This window comes from Polynucleobacter sp. Fuers-14, assembly GCF_018882045.1.
Taxonomy (GTDB): Bacteria; Pseudomonadota; Gammaproteobacteria; order Burkholderiales; family Burkholderiaceae; genus Polynucleobacter.
This window is the reverse complement of record NZ_JACVPG010000005.1, coordinates 289,501-307,393: the sequence shown is the minus strand read 5'-3', so window position 1 is coordinate 307,393 and position 17,893 is coordinate 289,501. Positions and strand designations below refer to the sequence as shown.

Sequence of the window (17,893 nt, the reverse complement as noted above, 5' to 3'; positions counted from 1 at the left end):
GGGCAGAGCTAATTTTCTGCGGTTTTTATCAAAAACAAGATTGTAACCGCCCGCAAGCCTTTATTGCTTGGGATTAGGCGACAAAGCGGATTAAACGCGCTGGCAAGCCGCCATCTGCTTGTTTTTCAAGTAAATGGGTGCGCCAGTGCTTGGCATGCGCATTCCAGCGGTTTAAGTCCCTAAACCATTCGCTGGGCATAGCCCAAGTCATGGCGGCAATCGTAGCTAGCCTCAATTCTTGGTTGGCCTCTTCCAGATAGAGATCCAGAAAAGCTGCTAATTTCACTTCATGGGCGCGGTCTTCTTGAGGGTAGATATGCCAAATAAATGGTTTGCCAGCAAGTTGAGCGCGCACAAAAGAATCTTCTCCACGCACAATATTAAAGTCGCATTGCGATAGCGCCCAGTCATATTCATCCTGAGATACAAATGGCATTGAGAGCAGTTGGAGATTGTTGGGTAGAGAGATGGGGTTCTCTCCATAAAGACTGAGTTGCTCAGCATGACCATGGGCAAGCAAGACATCAACATCTTCACCAAGACGGCCTAAGTCAGCTAGCCATTTTTTAAGTGGCGCACCTGGGTAGCAAAAGATGCTGATCCGTTTTGCACCAGGACGTAACTTGGACCATGTAGCCTTCAGATCGTCAGTAATATTTTTTGCCACAAGATGGCCTTCTGCTGGAATGGGGTCCAGCAATAGCCCACCCACCTCATCCTGAAAGCCGGGAAAGAAAAAATATTTCGGAATGCCGTGTGACTGAGGTGACGCTTTGCCATGAAAATCAATTACCCAGGGCTCTGCGCTCAAGTATTCCAAGTTAATGATGATAGGTTTGACCGGGGCGATAAATAGGCCTGCCAAGTAACGTTCTGGTAATTCACAGCCAAAGGCCTCAATCACAACATCGGGTATTTGTACTGGGTGACGAGCATTAGCATGGCTAGCCTCCCATGGCCGCATATCAATTTTTTGCTTAATGGATGGGTCTACTCCAGATGCGAGTAAATTAAGGGTTGGCAGATCATCGCAAAAAATACGAACCTCTTGCCCATGAATGCTTGATAAGCTTCGGGCTAGACGCCAGCAAACACCGGCATCACCATAGTTATCGACGATTTGGCAGAAAATATCCCAACGCATGAGTAATTCGCTTTTTGAAACCCTTCAGCAGGATGTTAAACGGCTACCCGGATTACCGGGGGTATATCGCTTTTTTGATGAAGCGGGACATATTCTGTATGTAGGCAAAGCGCGCAACCTCAAAAAGCGTGTCTCTAGTTATTTCCAGCGCACCCAGTTATCACCGCGTATCGAGCTGATGGTGGGCAAAATTGCCCGCTATGAGACAACGGTAACACGGACTGAAACGGAAGCCCTCATTCTAGAGAATAATCTTATTAAAGAGTTGGCTCCCCCATTCAATATTCTCTTTCGTGATGACAAGTCTTACCCCTATGTGATGTTAACTGGACATCAGTTCCCAAGGCTAGCCTCGTACCGAGGAAAAGTGGATAAGCGCAATCATTACTTTGGACCATTTCCGAATAGCTGGGCAGTGCGCAATAGCGTGCAGATTCTTCAAAAAGTATTCCGCTTAAGAACTTGCGAGGATTCTGTTTTCAAGAATCGCAGCCGTCCTTGCCTCTTGCATCAGATTCATCGCTGCAGTGCCCCATGCGTCGGTCGCCTTAGTGTTGAGCAGTATGGGCAAGATGTTGCTCAAGCTACCCGCTTTTTAGAGGGCGATCACAGCCGAGTGTTATCCGAGCTTGAAAAAGAAATGCACAAGCATAGCCAAGCAATGGAGTTTGAGATGGCTGCGGTGTTGCGAGATCGCATTGCTGACTTATCTAGTGTCTTGCAGCAACAGTCGATGGATACCGTTGCCGAAGGTGAGGGTGATGTGGATGTGATCGCTGTAGCACAAATGGAGGGTATGGTTTGTGTGAACTTAGCTATGATTCGTGGCGGCCGTCACTTGGGTGATAGAGCCTATTTCCCTAAAGGTTTGCGCTCCACTTCCGGCGAGTTGCCATCCCCAGCAGAAATACTAGAAGCCTTTATTACTCAGCATTATTTAGAAGAACATGCCGATGAGACTGCTGCGAATTTAATTCCACCGGTTCTCGTTCTAAATCATGCCCTGCAATCAGCAAGTGATGATTTGACTCAACTCAATGAATCTCCCCCAGAAGATTTACACGAGTTATTAAATGCACAAGCCGGCAGAAAAATTACTTTCTTGCACCAACCTCAAGGTCAAAGACGTCACTGGCTTGGAATGGCAGAGGGAAATGCGAAGATTGCACTTACTAAACGCTTAGTTGAGACGGGTGGGCAGTTGGCTAGGGCACGTGCATTAGCTGATATCTTGAGCCTCGAATTGGAAAGTCTTGAGCAGCTGCGCATCGAATGTTTTGATATTAGCCACACCTCTGGTGAGGCAACCCAAGCATCTTGTGTGGTGTATGCCAAAAACGCAATGCAGTCGAGTGAGTATCGACGGTTCAATATTAATGACATCACACCAGGTGATGATTACGCAGCTATGCGACAGGTCTTGCAAAGACGCTACGCCAATTTTCAAGAACTGCCTGTTGAAAAGATTCCTCAAGTGATTTTGATTGACGGCGGCAAAGGCCAGGTAGAAATGGCAAGACAAGTTCTTTCTGAATTTGGCATGGATGTTGGTTTGATTGTGGGCGTTGCTAAGGGTGAAGGCCGTAAGGTTGGACTGGAAACACTCATTTTTGCAGATGGACGTAAGGCGTTGGAGTTGGGTATAGATAGTGCGGCATTGCTATTAGTAGCTCAGATACGGGATGAGGCGCACCGCTTTGCGATTACTGGCATGCGAGCTAAACGCGCTAAGGCTAGGACAATCTCCCGTCTAGAGGAGATTGAGGGCATTGGTGCCAAGCGACGTCAAAAGTTGTTGGCTCGTTTTGGCGGCTTAAAGGGCGTCTCTAATGCCAGTATCGAAGAGATTGCCAGTGTTGAGGGTGTCTCCTTAACGCTCGCTGAACAGATATATCGTCAGCTTCACTAGGAGCATTGACCGTTCTTGGTTTATGCTTATCCAATGCCTTTTAATCTTCCGATCGCTCTAACCTGGTTGCGTGTTGCAGCGATTCCGCTGTTGGTAGCTATTTTTTATCTTCCCAATTCTTGGCTTACTCCGTTTGATAAGAATCTGATTGCAGCAATCATCTTTATCTCTGCTGCCATTACTGATTGGTTGGATGGTTTCTTGGCCCGCCGTTTAAAACAAGAGTCTGCATTTGGCCAATTTTTAGATCCGGTTGCAGACAAGCTGATTGTTGCAGCTGCACTATTGGTTTTATTGAATATGGATCGCGTTCAAGTTTGGGTTGCACTCATCATCATTGGTCGTGAAATCACGATCTCCGCCCTGAGAGAGTGGATGGCTTTATTGGGAGCCGGAAAAAGTGTGGCAGTTCATATGGTTGGTAAGCTCAAAACGACTGCTCAACTCGTAGCCATTCCCTTTTTATTGCTCAATGACACCTTATTTGGTTGGTTAAATTGTGCGCAAGTAGGTACCTGGTTAATTTGGATTGCCTCCTTTTTAACGCTTTGGTCGATGTTCTATTACATGAAAAAGGCCTTGCCTCAGCTCGCTGGAAAAATAGACTAAGCGTTCCAAATCCCAGCCAGTTAAGCTTTTCAGGGAGATTGGGTTCCCTTGGTTTTTTGGTTTTTCTGGGAATAATGCTTTCTTGCAGATTGTTTGTTAAACTACTGCCCTGTTATGCGGGAATAGCTCAGCTGGTAGAGCGATACCTTGCCAAGGTATAGGTCGGGAGTTCGAACCTCCTTTCCCGCTCCAAGTTCGATGGGAAGCCCTCAAAAGCTTCCCATTTTTGATTCAAGAGTATGGCGCGTTGGCCGAGTGGTTAGGCAGGAGCCTGCAAAGCTTCGTACGGGGGTTCGATTCCCTCACGCGCCTCCAGTAATTTGTCTTGACGAATTAGGTGCATCACCTAAAATACTTTTAACTATCGTAAGTAAAAAGTGTCAACCACCTTAATCAAGCACAACCCACATGATCACAATTCAAACTTTGAAAATCAGTGCCCTCGCATTATTTTTATCAGCACTCTTGGGTGCATGCGCTAGTTCGGGAGATTCTCCTACCGGTACAGCAGAAGAGATTCAAGAGGTGCAGTCCCAACTTTTGGGTGACATGCCTTTACCGCAAGGCGCACGACTGTCTGGTGGTGATTCCATCATTATTGGCCGTGGCAACGAATGGGTTGGTAGAGCGGTAGTCAATGCACTTCAAGGTGCAACTGATGTCTACGCATTTTTCCAATCAGAATATCCAAAGGGTGGCTGGACAATAGTGACTGCTGTGAAAGCAAAAACGAGTATTTTGGTTTTCACTAAAGGCGATAGAACTGCTACTGTTGAAATCGTCGATGGATCTCTCGGCGGTCCTAAGTCAGTCATCATCGTGACCTCTTCACCAAAGAATGCAAACGTAGTTGCTCCAACTCGTAAATGATTTGACTGAGTAAGGCGGTAAATAAAAAAGGCCTCTAACAAGAGGCCTTTTGCTTTAGGGGCTTGAGCTTAAAGCCCTTCAGCCCTTATCAAGCCAACTGCCTGGCCTTCAATGGCAAAGTTGGGCTGACGATCGTCAACCAAAATGTTTTTGAAGTCTGGGTTCTCTGCTTGTAATTCGATGACCATGCCGTTCGCAGTTTTCTTTTGTTGCCAACGCTTCACAGTCACTTCATCATCAAGGCGAGCAACAACAATGTCACCGTTGCGAACTTCGGTTGTCTTTCTTACGGCTAAATAATCGCCATCCAGAATGCCGGCATCGCGCATACTCATGCCTTTTACTTTTAATAAGTAATCAGCACCTTTGCTAAATAAATTTGGATCAACCGGAACATGCTTTTCAATATGTTCCACAGCCATGATTGGGGATCCAGCGGCAACACGACCAATTAATGGCAACGTGAGTTGTTGTAATGCGCCTGACGGTAAAGAAAGCTGGCGGTATTTATTGCTATTGTGCGATTGATTAAATCGTTGCGGAATCCGAATGCCGCGTGAAGTGCCGGGCGTTAATTCGATATAACCTTTTTTGGCAAGTGCGCGCAGATGTTCTTCGGCAGCATTGGCAGAGGCAAATCCGAGTTGGGTGGCTATCTCTGCACGGGTTGGCGGCAGGCCGCTTTCATCGATGGCCTTAGTAATCAACTCCAAAATCTCATTCTGACGTGGAGTGAGCTTGGGGAGGGCAGTCAGCTCCTCCGGAAAATCGACTGTGTTTATGTCCATACTGGGATTGTATACAGCAGTATTTGATAGATCAAGCTATTTAAGGGGGATAATGGGGCATGAGCTCCCAACAAAATACTCCCGAAACTTCACCCCACATCTTGGTGTTGGGTATGGGCGGCACGATCGCCGGTTTGGCGCCGAGCCCGGCAGATAAACCTATGCAATATGAAGCTGGCCAGGTCGAAGTCGCCTCCCTGCTTACCCATATTCAGTCTGCCGTTCCTGAGGGCATTAGCTTAGTTTCAAGGCAGGTTGCCAACATCAATAGTCGCAATCTGACAGAGCCCTTATTAACAATTTTGGGTGAAACTGTGAGAGAGGCCCTTGCTAATACCTTGGTTAAAGGCATAGTGGTCACTCACGGAACTGACACGATTGAGGAGGCAGGTGCCTTTTTGCAGCTGACTTGCGGTAAATATGCTCAAAATTTAGGCAAAAGAGTTATCTTAACGGGCGCCATGTTGCCGTCCAATGCCCCTAAAGCGGACGGCCCATCTAACTTGCTGGATGCTATTCGTTGGGCATCTAGCCCATTAGATGATTGCCCGGGCGGCATATATGCCGTAATGGATGGCAGAGGTTGTTTGGCCATGGACCTAGCAAAACGCCACGGTAGCGCCCTCAATGCGCCCATCCAAGCTTCTCCTAGCAGCTCAGTTGGGTTGATTAATCCATCCTGGTTGTCGGGCGTGAAGGCAGTTCAGGCCCTTTGGAGTGAGGATTTGCCTATTCCTAAGGAGGGTGAATGGCCTTGGGTAGAGATATTGACGAGCCATGCAGGCGCTCGCTCAGAAACGATTACCCATTGGCTAAACTCCAAAGTAAAGGGCTTGGTCCTTGCGGGTTCGGGTATGGGGGGGCTTCATGATGCGTGGAGAGATCCCCTGGGGGTAGCAGTAAAGCATGGAATTGCCTTGGTGAGAACTACTAGAACGGGCGCGGGTGAAACCCTGTCCGATTTGCCTGAAAAGGACATTGGCGGGTGTTTGGCATCAGGCAGTCTTACTGCTCCTAGGGCCAGAATTGCACTCCAGCTAGCGTTGAATGCCGAAAAACAGGCTCAAATAGCTGGTAAATCCTTGACTTGGCAGGATTTTTTTGCTAGAATAGCGGTCTTGCCTGTAATACGGTAAGTGCTGAAAAGCAGTTGTAAAAGTGTTGTTAGCAGTACCTACAATTTGTTACTACCTTGTCACACTGGCGCTGAGTTCACAACCATCAGAACTTAGCAAGACGCCCAGGTGACTCTATCCTTAAGGAGTGTTAGATGCGTCATTATGAAATCGTCTTTATCGTCCATCCGGACCAAAGCGAGCAAGTGCCAGCGATGATCGATCGTTACAAAGCTACATTAGCAGCTGCGGGCGGCAAAATTCATCGTATGGAAGACTGGGGTCGTCGTCAGATGGCTTACATGATCGACAAGCTTGCTAAAGCCCACTACGTTTGCATGAACATTGAGTGCGACCAGAAAACTCTGGAAGAGCTCGAGCATGCGTTCAAATTTAACGATGCTGTTTTGCGTCACCTCATCATCAAGACTAAGAAAGCTGAAACAGAGCCTTCCATCATGATGAAAGAAGTGCAACGTGAAGAAGCGCGTAAATCTGCTCAAGCCGACGCTCCTGTAGCGACAGCCTAAGTTAGAAATTTGAAGAGGAATACACAGACTAGAAAACGTATCAGAGAAGCGGAGCGGCGTTGAATCATTTCACCCTCACTGCAATCTTGGTATCTAAAGACGCGATTCGATTTACACCAGCAGGAATACCGGTGATGCATTGCCAGCTAGAACATAGTGGCCAAGCAAACGAGGTAGGAGTGGCAAGGAAAATTCAGATGAACGTTGAAGCCATCACAATCGGTCCGATACAAAAGGACTTAGAGCGAATGGATTTAGGAGCTGAGGCAGTGTTTGAGGGATTCTTAGCACCCAAGACTCTACGTAATCAAAGACTTGTTTTCCATATTACCCATATTCAATTGAAAAATTAAAGAGGAAATCATCATGGCGTTTGGAAAGAAACCCGATTTCAAAAAGAAACCAGCTCAGAACCCATTGTTCAAGCGTAAGCGTTATTGCCGTTTCACTGTTGCTGGCGTAGAACAGATTGACTACAAAGATGTAGATACATTGAAGGACTTCATTGGCGAAAACGCCAAGATCACTCCTGCTCGTTTGACAGGCACAAAAGCAAAGTATCAGCGTCAGTTAGACACTGCTATCAAGCGTGCTCGTTACTTGGCTTTATTGCCATTCTCCGATCAACATAAGAAATAATTGGGAGCCCTCAATGCAAATCATTCTTTTAGAAAAAGTAACTAACCTGGGCAACCTTGGCGACGTAGTTCGCGTTAAAGACGGTTTCGCTCGTAACTTTTTAATCCCACAACGCAAAGCCCGTCGTGCAACTGAAGCAGCAATTGCTGATTTTGCAGTTCGTCGTGCTGAGTTGGAAAAATTAGCTGCTGAGAAATTGGCTGCTGCTGAAGTAGTTGGCGCAAAGCTTAAGGACTTGGTTCTCGAAATTGGTCAAAAAGCGGGTGTTGACGGTCGTTTGTTTGGTTCTGTAACCAATCATGACATCGCTGATGCTTTGAAAGCTAAAGGCTTCACAATTGAGAAGTCTTCAGTACGCATGCCTACTGGCCCATTGAAAATGGTTGGTGATCACCCTGTAGCGGTTGCTGTTCATACCGACGTAGTTGCAGACATCACTATTCGTGTAGTTGGCGAGCAAGCTTAAGTTTTAGATCTGTAAACTAGCCACATGGCTGAATCCCGTTCACGTTCCGTTACGCTGAATCCCGGCATGATGGGTTCTGGGGATGCAGTCGTGCAGGCTTTAAAAGTTCCGCCGCATTCTGTAGAAGCCGAGCAATCACTGCTCGGCGGTCTACTGATCGATAACTCTTCTTGGGATAACCTGGGTGGAGTATTAAACGATAAAGATTTCTATCGCCCCGAACATGCTTTGATCTACAAGGCAATTGCTCGTTTGGTTGGCGACAATCATCCCGCTGACGTCATTACTGTTCATGATGCAATTAAATCTGAACAGGGTGGTGATTTGGTTGGTATTGATTACCTAAATTCATTGGCGCAAAACACTCCCAGTGCAGCGAACATTAAAGGCTATGCCGATATTGTTCGTGACCGCAGTATTTTGCGTCGCTTGATCGAAGTTTCGGACAGCATTGTTAATTCTGCATTCGTTCCTGAAGGACGTACGGTAAGAACTTTGTTGGATGAAGCTGAATCACGCATTCTTCAGATTGGCGAAGAAGGTAGTCGCAAGGCCGACTATCTAGAGATTGAACCTTTGCTGAAGGCTGTTGTTGCCCGCATTGATGAGCTCTATAACCGCCAAGGTGGAAGCGACATCACCGGTATTGCAACTGGCTTCATAGATTTAGATAAGCAAACTAGCGGCCTGCAAAAAGGTGACTTGGTGATTGTTGCGGGTCGTCCTTCTATGGGTAAAGCTCAGCCTCTAGATGCAAAAGTGAAAACGGTTGATGGCTGGAAGTTGATGGGTGATTTGCGTTTTGGCGATCGCCTGGCTTCCGTTGATGGCCAGCATTCGATGGTGACTGGCATCTATCCGCAGGGTATCAAGCAAATATATAAAGTAACTTTTTCTGATGGTCGTCAAGCTGAGTGTTGTGATGAGCATCTCTGGCGGGTGATGTATCGCGATTGGTCCGAGCCACGCGTTGTCAATACCACCCGATTAATGGAAATGCTGCAATGTGTTCGATATAAAAATAGATTGTGGATTGATCCTGTTTCGGGTGACTTTGGCCACTCGAATGCATTGCCAATTCATCCATGGGTTTTAGGTGCGTTGCTAGGTGATGGCACTCTAGCCCTTTCTCATGGATCAGTTATGTTTTCAACTAAGTCACCTGAGCTTGTAGAACGCATGAATTTGCTTGCGAACTATGAGATGGAGTTGGTGCATGCTAATGCATACGACTGGAGATTGGTTTCGAAAGAAAGAATTGCCGCTAATGGTCAAAGAGCAGCTGTAAAGACAAATTATTTTAGAGCTGCTTTAGGTGAATTAGGCGTACTAGGTTGTAGAAGTTTTGATAAAAATATTCCTGCTACTTATCTAGAGGCGAACAAGACTTCTCGTCTCGCATTATTCCAGGGATTGATGGATACCGATGGGTGGATTGAGAAGTGGGGTTCTATTCGTTTCTGTACGGCGAGTAAGCAATTGTCTGAAGATGTTGCAACTTTAGCTAGGTCATTAGGAGGCTTTTGCTCAATAGCACAAAAGCAAGCCAGCTACACCTACAAGGGTGAAAAGAAGCAAGGCCGCTTATCTTATGTTTTAAATATGAGTTTTGGTCCCGGTTTTCAAGCTTTTACTCTGCCCGAAAAGACTGAAAGATTAAGAGCAAGCTGGGATCGCCAACGTAGACTTTCATTTCAAAGTATTGAGCCTTCCAGGATGTCTGAGGCGCAATGTATTTCAGTTAGTCACCCACAACGAACTTACGTAACGAATGATTATGTCGTTACGCACAACACTGCATTTGCATTAAATATCGCCGAGAACGTTGCGCTTGCTGAAGGCTTGCCTGTTGTGGTGTTCTCTATGGAGATGTCAGGCGAACAATTGGCTGCCCGTTTGCTTGGATCAGTAGGGCGCGTAGACCAAGGTCGTATGCGTACTGGTAAGTTGCAAGACGATGAGTGGCCACGCGTCACAGATGCAATTGCTCGCTTAAGTAATACCCAAATTCTGATTGATGAGACTGGTTCTTTATCAAGCTTAGAGTTGCGTGCACGCGCACGTCGCATTGCCAGAAACTTTGGTGGCACCCTTGGTCTAGTAGTAATTGACTACTTGCAGTTGATGAGTGGCTCCGGTTCTGAAAACCGCGCAACCGAGATTTCAGAAATCTCCCGCTCACTCAAGTCACTCGCAAAAGAATTGCAGTGCCCTGTAGTTGCACTGTCACAGTTAAATCGTGGTCTTGAGCAACGTCCTAATAAGCGTCCGATCATGTCAGACTTGCGTGAGTCAGGCGCGATTGAGCAAGATGCCGACTTAATTATGTTCATCTATCGTGATGAGGTTTATCACCCAGACACTACCACCGATAAAGGTATGGCTGAGATCATCATTGGTAAGCAACGTAATGGTCCAATTGGAACTGTACGCTTAAGCTGGCAAGGTCCGTATACCAAGTTTGATAACTTGGCGATGGGCTCTGTTGGATATTCATCTGGTGGATACGAGCCGTTCTAAAAAAATTAAAGAATATTAATAAGAAGTAAGCAATAAAAAGCCTCGCATTGCGAGGCTTTTTTACTACAGAAAATGAATCGGATCAAAAAGGTTAAATAACCAATCTTATTTACCGCCTTCGCATTTCTTGATTGAAGCAGTTTTGGCTGCGCCATACAAAGGTTTGCCATCTTTGCTCACTGCTTTAGCTTCGCAGTCATTTGCTTGAGCTCCACCCATACATTTTTTAATGGAGGCATCCTTGGCTGCGCCATAGAGGGGTTTACCTTCTTTGCTAACTGCTTTGGCTTCACAGGCTGCTTGATCAGCAAAAGCGGAAGTAGAGAGTGCAAAACTAAATGCAATACTTAAAGCGATGATGATTTTTTTCATGACATCTCCAATTGTGAGTACTTCAGTTCGTGGACTACTTAATAAAATACTGTAATCTAAATTAAGATATTAGGAAACATGGGGAAAGTGCTATTAACCCTAAAGAATGTCAATATCAGGGCACCATACGACGTGCTTCAGTAAATTTAGCTGCCCAATAGGGTGATGTGATGTAGTCTAGGCGCACGGTTCCTCCGGCACTAGGGGCATGAACAAACCTGCCTTGCCCAACATAGATTCCGGCATGGGAATATTTTTCACCAGTGGTATTGAAGAATACTAAATCACCTGGTGCGGGAGGCTGCCCTTCAATGCTTCTACCTTTGGTGCTCATCAATTGAATAGTGCGCGGTAGTTTTACCCCAGCCGCTTTGTTATAGACATACACAATCAGACCGCTGCAATCAAAACCGCCTTTTGGGGTATTGCCACCATATCGATAGGGCACGTCCACTAAGCCTACGGCTGCAATGGAGATATCTTCAGTGCCGACACTAGTATCTTGCTTAAATTGAACAACTTTGGAAGGGGCTCCTGATTTACCGCTGAATGTGCTGCATCCGCTTAGGATGAGTAAGCTGCAAATAAAAATGCCGCACCCTAAAAGAGTGCGGCATGAGAGGGATTGCTTAGAGTGCGTCAGCAGCATGATCCGCAAGACGTGAGCGCTCACCGCGAGCCAATGTCACATGACCACCGTGACGCCAGCCTTTGAAGCGGTCCACCACATAAGTTAAACCGGAAGAACCTTCTGTTAAGTAAGGCGTATCAATCTGGGCGATATTACCTAAGCAAATGATTTTGGTTCCAGGGCCTGCACGGGTTACCAAAGTCTTCATTTGTTTTGGGGTTAAGTTTTGCGCTTCATCGATGATCACAAATTTGCTCACAAAAGTTCTACCGCGCATAAAGTTCATGCTCTTTACTTTGATGCGGGAGCGAATTAACTCTTGAGTTGCAGCACGACCCCATTCACCAGCGCCGCCATCTTCGTTGCGCTGTAATACCTCGAGGTTATCGTCAAATGCACCCATCCAAGGTTGCATCTTTTCTTCTTCGGTACCTGGGAGGAAGCCGATATCTTCACCTACAGGGACAGTGGCACGTGTAATGATGATCTCGTTATAGCGTTTGCTGTCGAGGACCTGCTCGAGGCCGGCAGCCAGTGCTAGCAAGGTTTTACCAGTTCCCGCTTGACCCAATAAAGTCACAAAATCCACATCTGGGTTCATCAGTAGATTCATGGCAAAGTTTTGTTCGCGGTTACGCGCAGTCACACTCCAAACATTATTTTTCTGATGAGAGAAGTCTCTGAGTGTTTGCAAGAGAGCAGTCTTGCCATTAATTTCTCTAACCTGAGCATAGAAAGGCGTGGAACCATCAGGATTTTCTTGATAGACAAACTGATTGACTAGCATGCTTTGTACGGAAGGTCCAGTCACTCGATAGAACATCGTGCCGGATTTAGAGTCAGCCCAGCTTTCCATATCCTTGCCATGTTTGGGCCAAAAGTCGGCATTTAGTTGCATGACTCCGGCATACATCAAGTCGCGATCTTCTAAAACTTGGTCATTGAAATAATCTTCAGCCGGTAAGCCAAGTGCGCGGGCTTTGATGCGCATATTGATATCTTTGGATACCAATACTACTTCTTGACCTTTGCGAGTTTTTTGCAGCTCACTCACTACCGCCAAAATCATATTGTCACCCTTACCTTCAGGTAAGCCTTCAGGTAATGCTTGTGTAGAGAATTTGGTTTGGAAGAAGAGGCGCCCAGTCACATCTTGGTTGCCTAGCTTATTTAGGGGGATGCCTTCATCCAGAGTGCCACTAGTACCAGCAATCAGTTGATCCAGGGATCTGCTAACAGTACGAGCATTGCGGGCTACCTCAGTCATGCCTTTCTTGTGATTGTCCAACTCTTCTAGAGTGGTCATCGGCAGATAGAGATCGTGCTCGGAGAAACGGAATAGCGAGCTTGGATCATGCATCAATACGTTGGTATCGAGAACAAATAAGCTCGGCGGTCCAGTACGAATCACGCGTTTTGGTTTTGCGGGTGTAGGTGCTTTGCTTTCGTTTCGTGCATTGGAAGTGGGGCGATGATCCGCTTTGATCTTCTCAAGAGCTACTTCTGCAGCGGATAAATCTTCCTCTGCGTCATTAGTCCAATCAACGGCTTCCACTACCACCGGTTTTGCTTGAGCAGGGCGTTTCTTTAAGTCGGGAGTATCTTTGCGACTGAGTTTGACTTGATCAGCAATTTGAGTGGGGATTGGGGGCAGTGGCATGGACTCTCCTAAAAGAAAAAACCGCCAAGCGGATTGCATTGACGGTTTATTACGAAACTGGTTGTATTAAGGTCTGAAAAACGGAGGGGGTTACTCCCCGTACCTGATCTGAGATATTCAGGTTTCTGATTCAAACGGATTGTCAGACTTTCCCGTCGTTTACGGTGCATATGAACCACTTTACCCCAAATTTTGGGGTTTGCAAGCACCTCAGATCAAATTATTGTAAAAATTATTTAGTAGCTTGAGCAGCTTGTAATACCTCTGTCACATGACCCGGAACCTTAAGGCCACGCCACTCTTTTGCTAGTTTGCCGGATGAGTCAAATAGGAAGGTGCTGCGCTCGACGCCACGAACTTGCTTGCCGTACATATTCTTCATTTTCATGACGCCAAAGATCTGACAAAGCGTTTCTTCGGTATCAGCAACCAACTCAAATGGGAGTTCTAGTTTGCTGCGGAAATTGTCATGTGACTTGAGGCTATCTCGTGAAACGCCTACCACCAGGGTATTGGCTTTGGTGAATGCTTCAATATTGTCTCTAAATTCTCCGGACTCAGCTGTGCAGCCCGGAGTCATATCTTTAGGGTAAAAATAAAGAACCAATTTTTTACCTTTTGCAGACGCAGGTGAAAACATCAATCCAGAGGTTGCTGGAATTGTGCACTGTGGCATAGGTTGACCGATGGCTACTGTCATGATGATCCTTCGTTGGTTGTTATCTCTGAGTTCTAGTTATTTTGAATGATTAAATCACCGCTACGATTGGGTATCTCTCCCCAGGTCAGCGGTAATACAGCTATTTTATCGAGTTGCTTGGTGGCTTCCCAGGATTTATGAAGCTCGCCCATAGTGACGAGCTCATGACCTTGATTTAGCCATCCAGCTAGCAGCTGCTCGAACGCAGGCAATAGCTTTTGCCCCTCTAGTTCAGCGTGCAGTGTGAAGACTTGGTCATTTGGATTGCTTTGGGTGATTTCTAATAACTTTTTGACTGCGCCAAATTCATCTGCGCCATCGATGCCAATAAGTTCATCAAAGGTCGGGAGTGTTGTTGGGTACTGAACATGCTTCGCTTTTCCTAAAGGCAGTGCAAGGCGATAAGGCATGAGATTGGGTTCAGCCCTACCATCAGAGGAGTAAGCAATACCCCATTGATCGAGTTGCTCAAAGGCGGCATCGTTCATTTGCCAACCAGCTGCACCATAGGTTACCGGTGCATGCCCAAAGATTTCTACAAAGCGATCCCAGCTTTTTTGCATCATCGCTTTTGTCCAAGACGCATCTTGGTCACGCACTGCATCTTGCCAAGCAACATGATCCCAAGTATGAATACCTGTCTCATGACCTGCTTTATCAATGGCACGCATTTCTGCAGCAGCTTTCTTGCCGATATCGGGGCCAGGAAGAAGTACGCCGTATAAGAGCGTCTTAATGCCGTAGTGCTCTACAACAGAAGTGCGGCTAACTTTTTTTAGAAAGCCAGGGCGGAAGACGCGCTTTAAGGCCCACCCTGTATGGTCAGGGCCAAGGCTAAATAGAAAGGTGGCTTTAAGGCCAAAACGCTCTAGAGTGCGAGCTAGATTGGGAACACCTTCTTTGGTTCCGCGTAAGGTATCAACATCAACCTTGAGAGCAATCTTAGCCATGTACCTTTGAATTTACTTTCGCTTATTCTTTATCAACTAAAGTGCGGGCTTTTTCTACGTCTTCACGATAGGCTTCAAAGATGTTCTTGAGCGCATCAGACATCGTAGTAGTAGGTTTCCAGCCTAGTTCACTCATCGTGTTATCTATTGCTGGAACACGATTTTGAACGTCTTGATAGCCTTCGCCGTAGTAAGCGCCAGAGGTAGTTTCTACAATCTTTACTTCATTCGCATTCTTTGCGTACTCAGGAATGCTGCGAGCGATTTCCAGCATCTGATTAGCGAGTTCGCGAATGGAGTGATTGTTCTTTGGATTGCCGATGTTGTAGATCTTGCCGTTAGCAACACCATCTTTGTTATCGATAATGCGCATCAAAGCATCGATACCATCATCAATATAAGTAAAGGCACGTTTCTGGGCGCCACCGTCAACAACATTGATGGATTCGCCGCGAACGATGTGACCCAAGAACTGAGTCACAACACGGGATGAGCCTTCTTTGGGTGTATAGATACTATCTAAGCCAGGGCCAATCCAGTTAAATGGGCGGAAGAGAGTAAAGCGCAACCCTTCCATGCCATAACCCCAGATCACACGGTCCATTAATTGCTTAGAGCAAGCATAGATCCAGCGTGGCTTGTTAATTGGGCCATAAACCATATTGGATTTAGTAGGATCAAATTCACCATCCTCACACATTCCATAGACTTCCGAAGTTGATGGGAATACCAAATGCTTTTTGTACTTAACAGCAGAGCGCACGATTGGGAGATTGGCTTCGAAGTCGAGCTCAAATACCTTGAGTGGTTGCTGAACATACGTAGCTGGCGTTGCAATCGCCACTAAAGGCAAGATGACATCGCATTTGCGAATGTGATATTCAACCCATTCTTTATTAATTGTGATGTCGCCTTCAAAGAAGTGCATGCGAGGATGATTAACTAAATCACCAAGACGATCGTTTTGCATATCCATGCCGTAGACATCCCAATCGGTTGTCTCAAGAATGCGCTTCGAAAGGTGGTGACCAATAAAACCATTAACACCAAGAATGAGTACTTTTTTCATCTCTACAGCCTCGTTTTAATCTAATTTGCTATTGCTGAATTTTCTGCTTATTTGCTTGCTGGAAACCATTCCAAAACTTCAACTGCTTGATGGTCGCCACAAATACCGAATACCCGATTATCAACCACTTGGATGCCGCAAACCCCAAGATCGAGCTTGTCTGGAAATGGCCCATTTAGGCTGGTGCGGGCCACAATCATGGTTTTGCCATCATGGTCGCAAAAGGCGCCTGGATAAGGGGGTGCGACAGCCCTAACCAAGTCGTGGACCTGTTTAGCAGTCTGATTCCAGTGAATTTGCCCGTCTGCAGGCTTTCTACCGCCAAAATAACTGCCTTTTTGGAGCTCGTTCGCCTTGCGGGGAACAATTCCTTTTAGAAGGCTGGGCAAGACTTGATCGATCACGCTGACGGCAGCCTGACTGACTTTAGCAAATACATCGGTAGCGGTCTCATCTGGGTCGATACTGACGGTTGCTTGCCCAACAATATCTCCTGCATCCGGTTTCGCTTCCATGACATGTAAAGTTGCGCCGGTCTCTGTTTCTCCATGCAGAATGGCCCAATTCACTGGCGCACGTCCACGATATTTTGGGAGTAACGAGCCATGCATATTGAGTGCGGCAATTTTGGCGCAAGCCAAAATCTGCTCCGGAACCATGAATCGATAGTAGAAAGAAAAAATGTAATCTGGTGCTAGCGCTTGAAACTTCGGAATTAAAGTTGCTAATTCATTAGCGCTTGGAGTGATGTAAGAAATATTTTTTTCTTGACAGAGCTTTTCAACGCTTCCAAACCAAACATTCTCATTGGGGTCATCTTGATGGGTAACGACTAGATCAACTTGTATGCCCGCATTGAGAAGTGCCTTGAGGCAGTTGACGCCAACATCGTGATAAGCAAAGACGACTGCGTGCAATTATTTTTTCTCTAAAACGGTTTGCACCACATAGCGTGGACGTTTACGGATTTGCTGGTAGATGCGACCAATGTACTCACCTAACAGTCCGAGCCCAAAGAGCATCACACCAATCAGGAAGAAGGTCAGGGCGAAGAGGGTGAATACCCCCTCAACCTCAGCACCTAGAAGGAAGCGGCGAACCAGTAGGTACGCGAACAAGCTACCAGCAGCAAGGGATAGCAGCATGCCGAGTATTGAGAAAATCTGCAACGGCATGACAGAGAAGCCAGTGACTAAGTCAAAGTTCAGGCGAATTAGCTGATACAAGCTGTATTTGGATTCACCCGCAAAACGCTCTTCGTGTTTGACAGTAATTTCTACTGGGTTTGCAGAGAAGGTATACGCCAGTGCTGGAATAAAAGTATTGCTTTCATCGCATTGACGGACTAAGTCAACAATGCGGCGACTGTACCCACGCAACATACAACCTTGATCAGTCATCGTGATGCGGGTAATGTTTTCGCGCAAGCGATTCATTGCGCGTGAAGCGAATTTTCTGAAGAAGCTATCGCGCCGATCGGCGCGAATAGTGCCTACGTAATCATGACCCTTTAAGAACTGCTCAGTTAAAGCATCAATTTCTTCGGGAGGATTTTGTAGGTCTGCATCCAAAGTAATGATGTGTTCGCCTTTGGCGTATTCAAAGCCAGCCATGATGGCCATATGTTGACCAAAGTTGCTGTGAAATAAAACTGCACGGGTTACATCAGGCCGTAACTCCACTTGCTTTGAAAGAATGCCGGCGGAACGATCTTTACTACCGTCGTTAACAAATACGATCTCATAGGTGATCTTGCGTTTGGCAGCCAGGGTATCCAATGCTGGATAAAGGCGATCAAATAGAGCCTTTAATCCGTCCTCCTCGTTGTAAACGGGAATAACAATGCTGAGTGTTGGGTTGGCAACTAAATTTGCGGTCATGCTGCAATTTTGCCTGATTCTTTGGGTTTAACCCAGGAACG

At 46.4% G+C, this 17,893-nt stretch carries 19 protein-coding genes and 2 tRNA genes; 11 read left to right on the top strand and 10 right to left on the bottom strand.

The window, feature by feature from the left end; all coding sequences use genetic code 11:
• Window positions 1-73 precede the first annotated feature (73 nt).
• The gene (earP, locus tag ICN40_RS04460; protein WP_216242399.1) at window positions 74-1,144 is read right to left on the bottom strand and encodes an elongation factor P maturation arginine rhamnosyltransferase EarP; all 1,071 of its coding nucleotides are present in this window, start codon (window positions 1,142-1,144) and stop codon (window positions 74-76) included.
• On the opposite strand from earP, the gene uvrC reads away from it, so the two are divergent.
• The 5 genes from uvrC to ICN40_RS04435 all read left to right on the top strand — a co-directional run bounded on the left by uvrC (window position 1,143) and on the right by ICN40_RS04435 (window position 4,532).
• Window positions 1,143-3,053 carry an excinuclease ABC subunit UvrC gene (gene uvrC, locus ICN40_RS04455; RefSeq protein WP_216242398.1) on the top strand — a complete coding sequence of 637 codons (1,911 nt, stop codon included), beginning with the start codon at window positions 1,143-1,145 and terminating at the stop codon, window positions 3,051-3,053. The genes earP and uvrC overlap by 2 nt on opposite strands.
• 33 nt (window positions 3,054-3,086) lie before the next feature.
• Window positions 3,087-3,662 (top strand): CDP-diacylglycerol--glycerol-3-phosphate 3-phosphatidyltransferase, encoded by a 576-nt coding sequence (pgsA, locus tag ICN40_RS04450; protein WP_215359402.1) that lies wholly within the window; start codon window positions 3,087-3,089, stop codon window positions 3,660-3,662.
• 116 nt (window positions 3,663-3,778) lie between these two features.
• Window positions 3,779-3,854, top strand: a tRNA-Gly gene (locus ICN40_RS04445).
• Between the two features lie 49 nt (window positions 3,855-3,903).
• A tRNA-Cys gene (locus ICN40_RS04440) sits at window positions 3,904-3,977 on the top strand.
• 93 nt (window positions 3,978-4,070) lie between these two features.
• On the top strand, window positions 4,071-4,532 hold the full coding sequence (locus ICN40_RS04435; RefSeq protein ID WP_072583124.1) for a hypothetical protein: 462 nt from the start codon (window positions 4,071-4,073) through the stop codon (window positions 4,530-4,532).
• Window positions 4,533-4,600: 68 nt separating this feature from the next.
• Here ICN40_RS04435 and lexA read toward each other — a convergent pair whose 3' ends face one another.
• The gene (gene lexA, locus ICN40_RS04430; RefSeq protein ID WP_215362769.1) at window positions 4,601-5,320 is read right to left on the bottom strand and encodes a transcriptional repressor LexA; all 720 of its coding nucleotides are present in this window, start codon (window positions 5,318-5,320) and stop codon (window positions 4,601-4,603) included.
• Between the two features lie 59 nt (window positions 5,321-5,379).
• On the opposite strand from lexA, the gene ICN40_RS04425 reads away from it, so the two are divergent.
• From ICN40_RS04425 to dnaB, 6 genes are all read left to right on the top strand, one after another.
• Window positions 5,380-6,456, top strand: a complete 1,077-nt coding sequence (locus ICN40_RS04425) for an asparaginase (RefSeq protein ID WP_216242397.1) — start codon at window positions 5,380-5,382, stop codon at window positions 6,454-6,456.
• 134 nt (window positions 6,457-6,590) lie between these two features.
• Window positions 6,591-6,965 carry a 30S ribosomal protein S6 gene (rpsF, locus tag ICN40_RS04420; RefSeq protein ID WP_072583121.1) on the top strand — a complete coding sequence of 125 codons (375 nt, stop codon included), beginning with the start codon at window positions 6,591-6,593 and terminating at the stop codon, window positions 6,963-6,965.
• Window positions 6,966-7,024: 59 nt separating this feature from the next.
• Window positions 7,025-7,318, top strand: a complete 294-nt coding sequence (gene priB, locus ICN40_RS04415) for a primosomal replication protein N (RefSeq protein ID WP_215321607.1) — start codon at window positions 7,025-7,027, stop codon at window positions 7,316-7,318.
• A 13-nt stretch (window positions 7,319-7,331) separates the two neighbouring features.
• The gene (gene rpsR, locus ICN40_RS04410; protein ID WP_011902267.1) at window positions 7,332-7,604 is read left to right on the top strand and encodes a 30S ribosomal protein S18; all 273 of its coding nucleotides are present in this window, start codon (window positions 7,332-7,334) and stop codon (window positions 7,602-7,604) included.
• A gap of 13 nt (window positions 7,605-7,617) precedes the next feature.
• Window positions 7,618-8,070, top strand: coding sequence for a 50S ribosomal protein L9 (gene rplI, locus ICN40_RS04405; protein ID WP_072583119.1), 453 nt, complete (start codon window positions 7,618-7,620; stop codon window positions 8,068-8,070).
• Between the two features lie 24 nt (window positions 8,071-8,094).
• Window positions 8,095-10,590, top strand: coding sequence for a replicative DNA helicase (dnaB, locus tag ICN40_RS04400; RefSeq protein WP_308281766.1), 2,496 nt, complete (start codon window positions 8,095-8,097; stop codon window positions 10,588-10,590).
• Between the two features lie 105 nt (window positions 10,591-10,695).
• Here the strand turns inward: dnaB and ICN40_RS04395 are convergent, their stop codons facing one another.
• The 8 genes from ICN40_RS04395 to ICN40_RS04360 all read right to left on the bottom strand — a co-directional run bounded on the left by ICN40_RS04395 (window position 10,696) and on the right by ICN40_RS04360 (window position 17,852).
• Window positions 10,696-10,962, bottom strand: coding sequence for a hypothetical protein (locus ICN40_RS04395; protein WP_216242395.1), 267 nt, complete (start codon window positions 10,960-10,962; stop codon window positions 10,696-10,698).
• Between the two features lie 115 nt (window positions 10,963-11,077).
• Window positions 11,078-11,611: a C40 family peptidase gene (locus tag ICN40_RS04390; protein ID WP_216242394.1), complete on the bottom strand. Its 534-nt coding sequence runs from the start codon at window positions 11,609-11,611 to the stop codon at window positions 11,078-11,080.
• Window positions 11,592-13,253: a PhoH family protein gene (locus ICN40_RS04385; protein ID WP_216242392.1), complete on the bottom strand. Its 1,662-nt coding sequence runs from the start codon at window positions 13,251-13,253 to the stop codon at window positions 11,592-11,594. Before ICN40_RS04385 ends, ICN40_RS04390 begins: the two co-directional genes overlap by 20 nt.
• 232 nt (window positions 13,254-13,485) lie before the next feature.
• A complete protein-coding gene (locus ICN40_RS04380; RefSeq protein ID WP_216242390.1) occupies window positions 13,486-13,953 on the bottom strand; it encodes a peroxiredoxin in 468 nt (155 codons plus the stop codon).
• A gap of 32 nt (window positions 13,954-13,985) precedes the next feature.
• The gene (locus ICN40_RS04375) at window positions 13,986-14,903 is read right to left on the bottom strand and encodes a polysaccharide deacetylase family protein (protein WP_216242387.1); all 918 of its coding nucleotides are present in this window, start codon (window positions 14,901-14,903) and stop codon (window positions 13,986-13,988) included.
• Between the two features lie 22 nt (window positions 14,904-14,925).
• On the bottom strand, window positions 14,926-15,972 hold the full coding sequence (locus tag ICN40_RS04370) for a bifunctional UDP-4-keto-pentose/UDP-xylose synthase (RefSeq protein WP_072583112.1): 1,047 nt from the start codon (window positions 15,970-15,972) through the stop codon (window positions 14,926-14,928).
• Between the two features lie 47 nt (window positions 15,973-16,019).
• Window positions 16,020-16,889: a formyltransferase gene (locus ICN40_RS04365; RefSeq protein WP_216242385.1), complete on the bottom strand. Its 870-nt coding sequence runs from the start codon at window positions 16,887-16,889 to the stop codon at window positions 16,020-16,022.
• Window positions 16,890-17,852 carry a glycosyltransferase gene (locus ICN40_RS04360; RefSeq protein ID WP_216242383.1) on the bottom strand — a complete coding sequence of 321 codons (963 nt, stop codon included), beginning with the start codon at window positions 17,850-17,852 and terminating at the stop codon, window positions 16,890-16,892.
• Between the last annotated feature and the right edge of the window lie 41 nt (window positions 17,853-17,893).